This is a genomic window from Pseudomonas sp. NPDC089752 (genome assembly GCF_044748725.1).
GTDB lineage: Bacteria > Pseudomonadota > Gammaproteobacteria > Pseudomonadales > Pseudomonadaceae > Aquipseudomonas.
In genome coordinates this window covers 163389-175302 of the sequence record NZ_JBIVGP010000003.1, presented here as the reverse complement: position 1 = coordinate 175302, position 11914 = coordinate 163389, and the positions used below count along the sequence as shown (strand labels likewise).

General features: G+C 61.5%; 9 protein-coding genes. 2 read left to right on the top strand and 7 right to left on the bottom strand.

Annotated elements, in window-relative coordinates; translation table 11 throughout:
• Positions 1-93 precede the first annotated feature (93 nt).
• Together ACIPZF_RS06120 and bamE are read right to left on the bottom strand one after the other, a co-directional pair.
• On the bottom strand, positions 94-666 hold the full coding sequence (locus tag ACIPZF_RS06120; protein WP_400796492.1) for a lipocalin family protein: 573 nt from the start codon (positions 664-666) through the stop codon (positions 94-96).
• Positions 663-917: an outer membrane protein assembly factor BamE gene (gene bamE / locus ACIPZF_RS06115; protein WP_079230016.1), complete on the bottom strand. Its 255-nt coding sequence runs from the start codon at positions 915-917 to the stop codon at positions 663-665. The genes ACIPZF_RS06120 and bamE overlap by 4 nt, the downstream gene beginning before the upstream one ends.
• Before the next feature lie 224 nt (positions 918-1141).
• On the opposite strand from bamE, the gene ACIPZF_RS06110 reads away from it, so the two are divergent.
• Positions 1142-3034, top strand: coding sequence for a methyl-accepting chemotaxis protein (locus ACIPZF_RS06110; protein ID WP_400796489.1), 1893 nt, complete (start codon positions 1142-1144; stop codon positions 3032-3034).
• A 100-nt stretch (positions 3035-3134) separates the two neighbouring features.
• Here the strand turns inward: ACIPZF_RS06110 and ACIPZF_RS06105 are convergent, their stop codons facing one another.
• The 3 genes from ACIPZF_RS06105 to ACIPZF_RS06095 all read right to left on the bottom strand — a co-directional run bounded on the left by ACIPZF_RS06105 (position 3135) and on the right by ACIPZF_RS06095 (position 7362).
• Entirely contained in the window at positions 3135-3731 is a 597-nt protein-coding gene (locus ACIPZF_RS06105) for a DUF924 family protein (RefSeq protein WP_400796486.1), read from the bottom strand.
• 3 nt (positions 3732-3734) lie between these two features.
• Positions 3735-4745: a class 1 fructose-bisphosphatase gene (locus ACIPZF_RS06100; protein WP_400796483.1), complete on the bottom strand. Its 1011-nt coding sequence runs from the start codon at positions 4743-4745 to the stop codon at positions 3735-3737.
• 166 nt (positions 4746-4911) lie between these two features.
• Positions 4912-7362 carry a glycogen/starch/alpha-glucan phosphorylase gene (locus ACIPZF_RS06095; RefSeq protein WP_400796480.1) on the bottom strand — a complete coding sequence of 817 codons (2451 nt, stop codon included), beginning with the start codon at positions 7360-7362 and terminating at the stop codon, positions 4912-4914.
• A 187-nt stretch (positions 7363-7549) separates the two neighbouring features.
• On the opposite strand from ACIPZF_RS06095, the gene ACIPZF_RS06090 reads away from it, so the two are divergent.
• Positions 7550-7954 (top strand): YkgJ family cysteine cluster protein, encoded by a 405-nt coding sequence (locus ACIPZF_RS06090; RefSeq protein ID WP_400796477.1) that lies wholly within the window; start codon positions 7550-7552, stop codon positions 7952-7954.
• Between the two features lie 193 nt (positions 7955-8147).
• Here the strand turns inward: ACIPZF_RS06090 and typA are convergent, their stop codons facing one another.
• Complete coding sequence (gene typA / locus ACIPZF_RS06085) at positions 8148-9971, bottom strand: translational GTPase TypA (RefSeq protein ID WP_016489590.1); 1824 nt, start codon at positions 9969-9971, stop codon at positions 8148-8150.
• 126 nt (positions 9972-10097) lie between these two features.
• Positions 10098-11552 (bottom strand): tRNA uracil 4-sulfurtransferase ThiI, encoded by a 1455-nt coding sequence (gene thiI, locus ACIPZF_RS06080; protein WP_400796474.1) that lies wholly within the window; start codon positions 11550-11552, stop codon positions 10098-10100.
• Between the last annotated feature and the right edge of the window lie 362 nt (positions 11553-11914).

Sequence of the window (11914 nt, the reverse complement as noted above, 5' to 3'; positions counted from 1 at the left end):
GCTTGTCCCGCGAACACGGGCGAAGCCCGTGCCATCCAGCGCGGTGCCTGCTTCGCGGGACAAGCCCGCTCCCACAGGGGTAACACAATAGACTCAGTGCATCTGCACGATCTGCTTGTCCGCCATCCGCCAGATCAAACGGCTGGTGTCATAACCCTGCTGGCGGGCCTTGGCCAGCAGGCTCTCGCGCTCCCATGCCGGTAGTGTCGGTGTGCGCGACAGGATCCACAAGTATTTGCGATCGGGGCTGCCGACAACTGCCGTGCGGTAGCGATCATCCACGTACAGGATCCAGTACTCGCCTTTGGTCAGGCCTGGGACCAGGCGAGTGAACCAGTTGTCGAACTCCACCCACAGCCTGTCGGTATGCCCCGGCTGCTGAATGTTGGCATGGCCTTCGGCGCGCAGCCATTCATCACCCATCGTGCGGCAGCGGTTGAGCACGCCGTACGAGCCATCGGGCTTGAGGTTGTAGTGCGCCTCTGACTGCGCACATTCGCTCTGGTACGGCATGGGCAAACGTGCAAGCTCGTACCACTTGCCCTGGTAGCGCTTGAGGTCGACGTTGCCGGCGGTCTTCGGTGCCAGCGGGTCGTTGGCCGAGGTGGCGCAGCCACCCAACAGCATCACCAGGCACAACCCCAGCAGCAGGTGCAGACGCGTCATTTGAGGCCCTGCCCTGAATACATCAACACCTTGTCAGCGGCGTACTGCACGCTGATGAAGCTCTTCTCGTCCCCCCAAGTGCAACTGCTCATGCCCAGCGCGCCAGAGCACTCGGTGGGCGTGCCGAGCAGTTGCTCGACCTCGGCCTTGTTCATGCCGGCCTTGAGCTTGGAATAGTTTTCCTGATTGATCTTGCTGCACGCAGTCAGGACGACGCACAAGGACAACAGGGCGAGGGAACGCAACGACATGAAGGAACACTCCTGAAAGGTGGATGCAGGCGAGTGGCCTGCAGTGACCTTCGACGAGAAAATCCCTCCCTGGTTCCCTGACAACCCCCCTTTCGTTCTACACCGTTGGTCGGCTGGCCGCGCGCAAACGATTAATGTTTTGCCGCGCCGCGTCGACACAGCGAGCACGCTGTGACGCATGGTCGCAGCACCTCCTCCGCCTTGCCTTGTGCAGATCACAAAAAATGACCAAGAACCTGAAGTTCAGCCACAAGATCCTGCTCGCCGCCGCCCTGGTGGTGGCCGTCGCCTTTACCTGTTTCGTGCTGTTCAACGACTATCGCCAGCGCCAGTCCCTGCGCAGCGATACCCAGACCAACCTGCAGGACCTCGGCAGCCTCACCGCCGGCAACATTGGCAACTGGCTCGACAGCCGCATCCAGCTGCTCGACTCGCTGGCGCAACAGATCGCCGTCGACGGCCCTGGCAAAACCAGCCTCGACCGCAGCCTGGCGCTGCCGGTGTATGCCAGCAACTTCCAGCTCACCTACTTCGGCGGCCAGGACGGCAGCATGCAATCGGTGCCGGTCGGCAGCCGCGCCGCCGACTACGACCCGCGGGTGCGCGGCTGGTACAAGGCGGCCAGCGCCGCCAACCGGACCATCGTGACCGAGCCCTACATCTCGGCCTCGGCCGGCAAACTGGTGATCACCCTGGCCACCCCCGTGCAGCAGGCGGGCCGGATGATCGGCGTCAGCGGTGTCGACACCGACCTGCAAACCATCAGCAAACTCATCAACACCCTCGACTTCGATGGCCACGGCCACGCCTTCATCGTCAACGGCGAGGGCAAGATCCTCATCCACCCGAAGGCAGAACTCGCGCTCAAGACCCTGGCCGACGTTTATCCTGTCGACACGCCACGTATTGGCACAGGCCTGAAGGAAGTCGAACTGGACGGGCGCAAGCAGTTCATCAGCTTCACCCACGTCGATGGCGTGCCTTCGGCCGACTGGTACGTGGCACTGGTGGTCGACCAGGATGCGGCCTTCGCCATGCTCAGCGAGCTGCGCAGCTCGGCCATGGTCGCCACGCTGATCGCCGTGCTGGTGATCATCGCCCTGCTCGGCTTGCTGATCCGCGTGCTGATGGAGCCGCTGCACCTGATGGGCCGGGCCATGCATGACATCGCCGAAGGCGAAGGTGACCTGACCCGGCGCCTGACCATCCACGCCCAGGACGAATTCGGCAGCCTTGGCCAGTCGTTCAACCGCTTCGTCGAACGCATTCACGAGTCGATCCGTGAAGTGGCTTCGGCCACTGGCCAGGTCAACGCGGTGGCGACCCAGGTGGTCAGTGCCTCGAATGCTTCGATCCATAACGCCGATCAGCAATCCAGCCGCACCAGCAGCGTGGCGGCTGCCATCAACCAGCTCGGCGCCGCCGCGCAGGAAATCGCCCAGAACGCGGCACTGGCGTCGCAGCACTCCAGCGATGCACGGGGCCTGGCCGAAGAGGGTCAGCAAGTGGTCGGGCGCACCATCGACGTGATGAACCAGCTGTCGGCGCGCATCAGCGACTCGTGCGGCAATATCGAAACGCTCAATGCCCACACTGCCAACATCGGCCAGATTCTTGATGTGATCAGCGGCATTTCGCAGCAGACCAACCTGCTGGCGCTCAACGCCGCGATCGAGGCCGCCCGCGCCGGTGAGGCGGGCCGTGGCTTTGCCGTGGTCGCCGATGAAGTGCGCAACCTGGCACACCGCACCCAGGAGTCGGCGCAGCAAGTGCAACGCCTGATCGAAGAACTGCAGGCCGGCGCGCAGATGGCCGTCAGCACCATGAACCAGAGCCGTGAGCATAGCGACCACAGCGTGGGCATCGCCAACCAGGCGGGCGAGCGCCTGGGCAGCGTGACTCAGCGCATTGGTGAAATCGATGGCATGAACCAGTCGGTCGCTACCGCTACCGAAGAGCAGACGGCCGTGGTCGAGTCGATCAATGTCGACATTACCGAGATCAATACGTTGAATCAGGAAGGGGTGCAGAACCTGCAGAGCACGTTGCGTGCCTGCACCGACCTGGAACATCAGGTCGATCGGTTGAAGCATCTGGTGGGCAGTTTCAGGATCTGAGTTCTGCGGTGCTGCCTTCGCGGGGCAAGCCCGCTCCCACAGGGTTGGTGCAATCTCTGTGGGAGCGGGCTTGCCCCGCGAATAGGCCGGTAGAGGCGACCTAGAACCTGGACCCAGGCTCCAGCAAAAAATCCATCTCTTCGCTGGTACTCGGCCGCTCCAGCATCAGGTTGCGATGCGGGAAACGCCCAAACCGGGCAATCACCCGCTGATGCTGCTCGGCGTAGTCGAGAAAACCTTCGAACAAGCGCCGTTGCGCTTCAGGCTGCTCATCGAGCAGCACCTGATAGCGCTCGACGCTCAGGTTCTGCCAGTCCAGCACCTCGGCATGCTCCAGCACCAGCAACACGAACACCCGCTGGATCGGCAGCAACTGGTAATCCCAGCCCTTCTGCAGCCCCTGCATCGCCACCACCTGAGCACGTCGGTCACCTTCAAAGGCACGCGGCGTGTCGCGGTAGATCATGCGTGGCAGCTGATCCAGCAGGATCAGCAGGCCGAGCCAGCCCTGCGGGCTCTGCTGCCACTCTTCGAGCCCGCCCGCCAGGGCCTGCTCGACCAGGTCGCCGAACATGGCCTGGGCGTCGGCATCGTGATGCTTGCCGAACCATAGCGTGCTCTTCTCGTCAGCCACGGCCTGGGCACTGGTGCCCCAACCGAACCACCATTCCAGCAACGGCTGCCAAGGTGCGAGCATGACTTACTCCTTGTGATAGGCGGTGACGCGCTCGACCTCTTCCTTCGAGCCGAGAATGACCGACACGCGCTGGTGCAGGCTCTCCGGCTTGATGTCGAGGATGCGCTCGTAACCGTTGGTGGAGGCGCCGCCAGCCTGTTCGATGATGAACGACATCGGGTTGGCTTCGTACATCAGGCGCAGCTTGCCCGGCTTGCTTGGCTCGCGGGCATCGCGCGGGTACATGAACAGGCCGCCACGGGTGAGGATGCGGTGCACGTCGGCCACCATCGAGGCGATCCAACGCATGTTGTAGTTCTTCTTCAGCGGCCCGGTCTCGCCGGCCAGCAGCTCGCCAACGTAGCGTTGTACCGGGGCTTCCCAGTGGCGCTGGTTGGACATGTTGATGGCGAATTCGGCGGTGGTGGCCGGAACCTGAATGTTCTCGTGGGTCAGGACGAAGCTGCCCAGCTCGCGGTCCAGGGTGAAGCCCTTGACGCCATTGCCCAGGGTCAGGATCAGCATGGTCTGCGGGCCGTAGATGGCGTAACCGGCGGCGACCTGCTGGGTGCCTGGCTGCAGGAAGGCGTTTTCGTTGAGGGCTTCGTTCTGGCTCAGGTATTCGTTAGGGCAACGCAGGACCGAGAAGATGGTGCCGACCGACACGTTGACGTCGATGTTCGACGAGCCGTCCAGCGGGTCGAAGACCAGCAGGTAGGCGCCTTTCGGGTATTTGCCCGGGATCTGGTAGGCATTGTCCATTTCTTCGGAGGCCATGCCGGCCAGGTGACCGCCCCACTCGTTGGCTTCGAGCAGGATGTCGTTGGAAATCACGTCCAGCTTCTTCTGCACTTCGCCCTGCACGTTTTCGGTGCCCATGCTGCCCAGCACGCCGCCGAGGGCGCCTTTGGACACGTGGTGGCTGATTTCCTTGCACGCACGCGCCACCACTTCGATCAGGAAGCGCAGATCGGCAGGGGTACTGTTGCTGCGGGTCTGCTCAATCAGATAGCGACTCAGGGTAACGCGGGACATGTATGGCTCCGAACGGATTGGGGGATTAAACCCCCGCAGTTTACAGGGAGAGTTGAATGCTAGCGAGCGAAGAGACTCGCCTGGGCAGTCAGACGGCACAATAGGTCGGTAGTTCAGCCTTGGCCAGGCCGGCTGTCGAGTGGGGCTGCGGTGCAGCCCCAAACGCTCAATCCAGTGCCTTCCAGATATCGGTCGCATATTCACGAATGGTCCGGTCCGAAGAGAACCAGCCCATCCGCGCCGTGTTCAGCACCGCCATCCGCCACCATTCCTGCGGCGTGTGCCACAGCTCCTCGACACGCCGCTGGGCATCCCAGTAGGCATCGAAGTCGGCACACACCAGGAAGCGGTCATAGGCCACCAGCCCGTCGATCAGCCCGGCATAACGCCCCGGATCATCCGGCGAGAACACACCGCTGCGAATCGCCTGCAACACATCGTTCAAGCGATTGGAGGCGGCGATCGCGGCGCTGGCACCGAAATCACCGGCCCGCTTGCGCGCTTCGACCTGCTGTGCGGTCAGGCCGAAGATGAACATGTTGTCGGCGCCCACCTGTTCACACATCTCGACGTTGGCACCGTCGAGGGTGCCGATGGTCAATGCGCCATTGAGGCCGAACTTCATGTTGCTGGTGCCCGAGGCCTCGTAGCCTGCCGTGGAGATCTGCTCCGAAAGGTCCGCCGCAGGGATGATGCTCTCGGCCAGGCTGACGTTGTAGTTGGGCAGGAACACCACCTTGAGCAGGCCACGCACCGTGGGGTCGTTGTTGACCACACGGGCGATGTCATTGGCCAGCTTGATGATCAACTTGGCCTGGTGGTAACTGGCTGCGGCCTTGCCGGCGAAAATCTTTACCCGTGGCACCCAGTTGGTGCCGGGGTCGTTGCGGATCGCCTGGTACAGCGCCACGGTGTGCAGCAGGTTGAGCAATTGGCGCTTGTATTCGTGGATGCGCTTGACCTGCACATCGAACAGCGCCTCGGGGTTGACCGTGACGCCCACGCGGTCCTGGATGATGCTGGCCAGCGCGCGCTTGCTGTGCAGGCGCTGTGCGGCGAATTGCTTGCGGAAACTGCCCTTGTCGGCAAAGGGCACCAGATCGGCCAGCCGTCCCTCGGCGTCGTCCAGCAGCTCCGGGCCCAGGGCCTCGACCAGCATGGCGGTCAGTTGCGGGTTGGACTGATACAGCCAGCGGCGGAAGGTGATGCCGTTGGTCTTGTTGTTGATCCGCTGCGGATAGAGCTTGTGCAGCTCGGCGAACACCGTGCTCTTCATCAGCTTGCTGTGCAACGCCGACACCCCGTTGACGCTGTGCGAGCCGAGGAACGCCAGGTTGCCCATGCGCACCCGGCGGCCGTTGTCCTCTTCGATCAACGACACCGAACGCAACACGTCGAAGTCGTGCAGGCCCTTCGCGCGCAGGGCATCGATATGGAAGGCATTGATCAGATAGATGATCTGCATGTGCCGCGGCAGCATGCGCTCCATCAGCGCGACCGGCCAGGTTTCCAGCGCTTCGGGCAGCAAGGTGTGGTTGGTGTAGGCCAAGGTGCCGACGGTCAGCTCCCAGGCCTTTTCCCAGGGGATTTCATGCTGGTCGACCAGCAGCCGCATCAGCTCGGCCACGGCGATCGAGGGGTGCGTGTCGTTGAGCTGGATCGCCGCCGCATCGGGCAGGTTGAGCAAATCCTTGTGCATGTTCAGATGACGTCGCAGCAGGTCCTGCAGCGATGCCGAGACGAAGAAGTACTCCTGGCGCAGACGCAGCTCCTGGCCGGCCTCGGTACTGTCGGCCGGGTACAGTACCCGCGAGATGCTCTCGGCCCGCGCCACTTCGGCCACGGCCCCCAGGTGATCACCGGCGTTGAAGCGCTCCAGGTGCAGCTCTTCCAGCGCCCGGGCACGCCACAGCCGCAAGGTGTTGACGCTGGCCCCGCGCCAACCGACTACCGGCGTGTCATACGCCACCGCCCGCACCGTTTCGCCCGGCCACCAGACCTGGCGCTGCTCGCCGTGAGCATCGCTCACGGTTTCAACGCTGCCGCCAAAGCTGATCGGGTAAATCACCTCGGCGCGCTCGAACTCCCAGGGGTTGCCGAAATCCAGCCAGTTCTCGGTCTGTTCCTGTTGCCAGCCATCGACCACGGCCTGGCGGAACAGCCCGTGTTCATAACGGATACCGTAGCCGTGGGCGGCGATACCCAGGGTCGACATGCTCTCCATGAAGCAGGCCGCCAAGCGCCCCAGGCCGCCGTTGCCCAGTGCCGCGTCCGGTTCGAGCAAGCGAATGCGCTCCAGGTCCACATCCAGCCCTTCCAGCGCATCGCGGGCGATGTCCAGCAAGCCCAGGTTGCTCAGGCTGTCGTACAGCAGGCGGCCGATGAGAAATTCCAGGGAGAGGTAGTAGACCCGCTTCTGACTGCGTCGGTACGCCTGACGGGTGTGGTCCATCCAGTGGTCGACCATGTGATCACGGGCGGCCAGGGCAATGGCCTCGAACCAGTCGTGGTCGAAGGCGTGCTCCGGGTCCTTGCCGACCGCATAGGTCAGCTTGTCCAGTACAGCGGCGCGAAAATCGGCCACCTCGGCATCACGTGCTTTGGGTTCCTGGGACATGCGGTTTCCTCGGGCAAATAGAACGAAAGCTCAGGGAGATTGTTGAGACTAGACCCTTCGACAGGGAGTGGCAGCCTGTGTTCGCAGTTTTCATGCTCCCATGGCCAATCCGGCAAAAGGTTGTTCACAAATTGAACAACTCCGGTATCATCGCGCGCCCCAACACCGTGATCCACCCCCTATAAAGATGAAAACGACCCTGATTGCCGCGGCCGAAGTCGACCGCCTGGAAACCTGGCAGCGCTACGCCAGCCATATGTGCGGAGGCTGCCATTCGACCTGCTGCACGCTGCCCGTGGAAGTGAAGATCAAAGACCTGATCCGCATCGGCGTGGTGGACGAGTTCGAAAAGGACGAGCCGCCGAAGAACGTGGCCAAGCGCCTGCAGAAAGAAGGCATCATCGAGCGCTTCAACCAGAAGTCAGGGATTTTCACCCTGACCCGGATGAGCAACGATGACTGCATGTACCTGGATCGTAAGAGCCGGCTGTGCACCATTTATGACAAGCGCCCGGATACCTGCCGCAACCACCCCAAGATCGGGCCGCGGCCGGGGTATTGTGCTTACAAGCCGAAGGTTGCCTCGCGCTGATTGATGGCCTGTCAGGGCCTCTTCGCGGCTAAAGCCGCTCCCACAGGTAAACCACATGGCTTGAAATCTGTGGTGTACCTGTGGGAGCGGCTTTAGCCGCGATGAGGCCAGCAAAGCCAGCGCACATTCTGCAGACAAACAAAAACGCCCCCGGCCTTTCGACCGGGGGCGTTTTCATTCAGCCAGAACTAACTTAGCTGTTCTTGGCTTTCTTGGCAGCGCGGGTACGCTCGCTTTCGTCCAGGATCTTCTTGCGAAGACGGATGGACTTCGGCGTGACTTCGCACAGCTCGTCTTCCTGGATGTATTCCAGAGCCTGTTCCAGGGTGAAGCGAACTGGCGGAACCAGGGCGATCACTTCGTCTTTACCCGAAGCACGCATGTTGTCGAGCTTCTTGCCCTTGGTAGGGTTGACGCCCAGGTCGTTGTCGCGGCTGTTCTGGCCGATGATCTGACCGTTGTAGATCTCCTGGCCGTGTTCAACGAACAGCTTGCCACGCGCCTGCAGGGTTTCCAGCGAGTAGGTCAGCGCCTTGCCGGTTTCGACCGAAACCAGTACGCCGTTCTGACGACCGGACATGTGGCCGGACTTCACTGCGTCGTAGCGATCGAAGATCGAGGTCAGGATGCCTGCACCGTTGGTCAGGGTCAGGAACTGGTTACGGAAACCGATCAGACCGCGAGCCGGGATGTTGTATTCCAGGCGCACACGGCCCTTGCCATCCGGGACCATGTTGGTCAGGTCGCCTTTACGCAGACCCATCTCTTCCATGACCTTGCCCTGGGATTCTTCAGGGATGTCGATGGTGACGTTTTCGAACGGTTCCTGCTTCACGCCGTCGACTTCACGGATGATCACTTCAGGACGGCCCAGGGCCAGCTCGAAGCCTTCGCGACGCATGGTTTCGATCAGTACCGACAGGTGCAGCTCACCACGGCCGGAGACCTTGAACTTGTCTGGGGAGTCGGTTTCTTCAACGCGCAGGGCAACGTTGTACAGCAGTTCTTTGTCCAGACGGTCCTTGATGTTACGGCTGGTGACGAACTTGCCTTCCTTGCCGCAGAACGGCGAGTCGTTGACCTGGAAGGTCATCGAAACGGTAGGCTCGTCAACGGTCAGCGGCTTCATCGCCTCAACGGCAGTCGGGTCGCACAGGGTGTCGGAGATGAACAGCTCGTCGAAACCGCTGATGCAGACGATGTCGCCAGCCTGGGCCTCTTCGACGTCGACGCGGTGCAGGCCGTGGTGGCCCATCAGCTTGAGGATACGGCCGTTACGCTTCTTGCCGTCGGCGTCGATGGCAACAACCGGGGTGTTCGGCTTGATGCGACCACGGGCAATACGGCCAACGCCGATCACACCCAGGAAGCTGTTGTAGTCCAGTGCGGAGATCTGCATCTGGAACGGGCCGTCACGGTCTACAGCTGGCGCTGGAACGTGGTCGATGACTGCCTGGTACAGGGCGGTCATGTCTTCGCCCATTTCGGTGTGGTCCAGACCGGCGATGCCGTTCAGGGCCGAGGCGTAGACGACTTTGAAGTCCAGCTGTTCGTCGGTGGCACCGAGGTTGTCGAACAGGTCGAAGATCTGGTCCAGAACCCAGTCAGGACGCGCGCCCGGACGGTCGACCTTGTTGATCACGACGATTGGCTTCAGGCCAGCTTCGAAGGCCTTCTTGGTCACGAAGCGGGTTTGCGGCATCGGGCCGTCTTGGGCGTCGACCAGCAGCAGCACGGAGTCGACCATCGACATTACACGCTCAACCTCGCCACCGAAGTCGGCGTGGCCGGGGGTGTCGACGATGTTGATGTGGTAGCCATTCCAGTTGATGGCGGTGTTTTTCGCCAGAATGGTAATACCGCGCTCTTTTTCCTGGTCGTTGGAGTCCATGACGCGCTCGTCGTTGAGCTCGTTACGCTCCAGAGTGCCGGACTGACGCAGGAGTTTGTCGACCAGGGTGGTTTTACCATGGTCAACGTGGGCGATGATGGCGATGTTACGCAGATTTTCGATCACAACTGTATCTCGATCAGAGGATTCGGTTGCCGCCAGTCTAGGCGGCCAATATGAAGGTAAAAGGCTCAGCAGGCCCGGCGGTCGGGAGGGCGATGGCGGATGCTGCCGCCATACAGCCCTGGCGTCTTATGTCGGACGATAAACACGCACATTGGCATGTCCCTCACTGAGCAGGTGGTGTGCGTGCAAACGGCTCATCACACCCTTGTCGCAATACAGCAAGTACTGGCGCGTAGGGTCCAAGTGCTTGAACTTGCTGTTGATCGCATAGAACGGCATGGCCTGGACTTCGATACCGTCCAGCGCCAAGGGTTCGTCTTCCTGGGCATCGGGGTGGCGAATGTCGATGACGATCTGGCCCGGCAGTGCCTCGGCCACTTCCTCGATTTCGATGTCCTTGCCCAGCTCATCGATCACATGGTCGATGGAAATGAATTTGGCACGCTCGAGGGCGCGCTCCAGCACGGCCATGTCGAATTGCTTCTCTTCATGTTCCATGCGGTGACGCTTGGCGTGGGTGGTCGGGTTTACCGAGATCACGCCGCAATACTCAGGCATGTGCTTGGCGAAGTCGGCGGTGCCGATTTCGGTAGCCTGGTCAATGATGTCCTGCTTGTGGCTGGCCAGCAATGGGCGCAGCACCAACTTGTCAGTGGCCGAATCGATGATCGACAGGTTCGGCAGCGTCTGGCTCGATACCTGGGAGATCGCCTCGCCGGTCACCAGCGCGTCGATTTGCAGACGATCGGCCATGTGCGCGGCGCCGCGCAGCATCATGCGCTTGAGGGTCACGCCCATGTAGCTGTTGTCGACCTTGTTGAGAATCTCGCCGACCACTTCTTCGAACGGCACGCTGATGAACAGCACGCGCTGGCTGCTGCCGTATTTCTTCCAAAGGTAGTGGGCGACTTCCATCACCCCCAGTTCGTGGGCACGGCCGCCCAGGTTGAAGAAGCAGAAGTGCGTCATCAGGCCGCGGCGCATCATCTGGTAGGCCGCCACAGTCGAGTCGAAGCCACCGGACATCAGCACCAGGGTCTGTTCCAGAGCGCCCAGCGGATAGCCGCCAATACCGTTGTGCTGGTTGTGGATCACGTACAGGCGCTGGTTGCGGATTTCGATGCGTACCAGCACTTCGGGGTTCTTCAGCTCGATGCCGGCTGCGCCGCACTGTTGGCGCAGCTGGCTGCCGACGTAACGGTCGACGTCCATCGAGGTGAAGTCATGGTGGCCACCGCGCTTGCAGCGCACGGCGAAGTGCTTGCCGGCCAGCAGGTGACCGAAATGCTGCTTGCACTTGGCGACGATGTCGTCGAAATCACCCAGCGGGTATTCCTCGACCTGCAGGAAGTGGGTGATCCCCGGGGTGCAGGTGAGGCGCTCGATCATCTCGCGCTGGACCTTCTCGTCCTCGACGCGGGTGACCACCTCGAGGTTGTCCCAGACACCATCGACCGCGAGCTCAGGATCGAGGTCCTTGAGCACGTTGCGGATGTTCTTGCTGAGCTGGCGAATGAAGCGCTTGCGCACCGGCCGGCTCTTGATGGTGATCTCTGGGAAGACTTTGACGATAAGTTTCATTGGTTTAACAGCGCGCGCAGGGCCTGCCGAAAATGAGGGGCGCGAATTATAGCGGAAATTGCTCAGGATTTGAGCAACTTTTGATCAGAAGGTTTGAGATAGATGCTGGAGGGGTATTTGTGGGTGCCTGTGCGGGCCTCTCGCGGATGAATCCGCTCCTACAGGTGCGTGTAGGAGCGGATTCATCCGCGATGAGGCCCTCAAAAACAGCACAACCCTCAAGCATTGCACCAACTTGGTGCTCAAGACGATTTTCCTGCCTCCTAAGGGTGCAATTTCCCGCCACCATCACTGATCACAAGCCCGCAAACGCCCCCTTTTATCCCGCCCTCGCCATTTTCGGGCACTGGCATGCAATTTGC

What these genes read in the sequence shown, in the direction of transcription:
- bamE (WP_079230016.1), bottom strand. Translation starts at nt 917, where the DNA reads ATGTCGTTGCGTTCCCTCGCCCTGTTGTCCTTGTGCGTCGTCCTGACT.
- ACIPZF_RS06105 (WP_400796486.1), bottom strand. Translation starts at nt 3,731, where the DNA reads ATGCTCGCACCTTGGCAGCCGTTGCTGGAATGGTGGTTCGGTTGGGGC.
- ACIPZF_RS06100 (WP_400796483.1), bottom strand. Translation starts at nt 4,745, where the DNA reads ATGTCCCGCGTTACCCTGAGTCGCTATCTGATTGAGCAGACCCGCAGC.
- ACIPZF_RS06110 (WP_400796489.1), top strand. Translation starts at nt 1,142, where the DNA reads ATGACCAAGAACCTGAAGTTCAGCCACAAGATCCTGCTCGCCGCCGCC.
- ACIPZF_RS06090 (WP_400796477.1), top strand. Translation starts at nt 7,550, where the DNA reads ATGAAAACGACCCTGATTGCCGCGGCCGAAGTCGACCGCCTGGAAACC.
- ACIPZF_RS06095 (WP_400796480.1), bottom strand. Translation starts at nt 7,362, where the DNA reads ATGTCCCAGGAACCCAAAGCACGTGATGCCGAGGTGGCCGATTTTCGC.
- thiI (WP_400796474.1), bottom strand. Translation starts at nt 11,552, where the DNA reads ATGAAACTTATCGTCAAAGTCTTCCCAGAGATCACCATCAAGAGCCGG.
- ACIPZF_RS06120 (WP_400796492.1), bottom strand. Translation starts at nt 666, where the DNA reads ATGACGCGTCTGCACCTGCTGCTGGGGTTGTGCCTGGTGATGCTGTTG.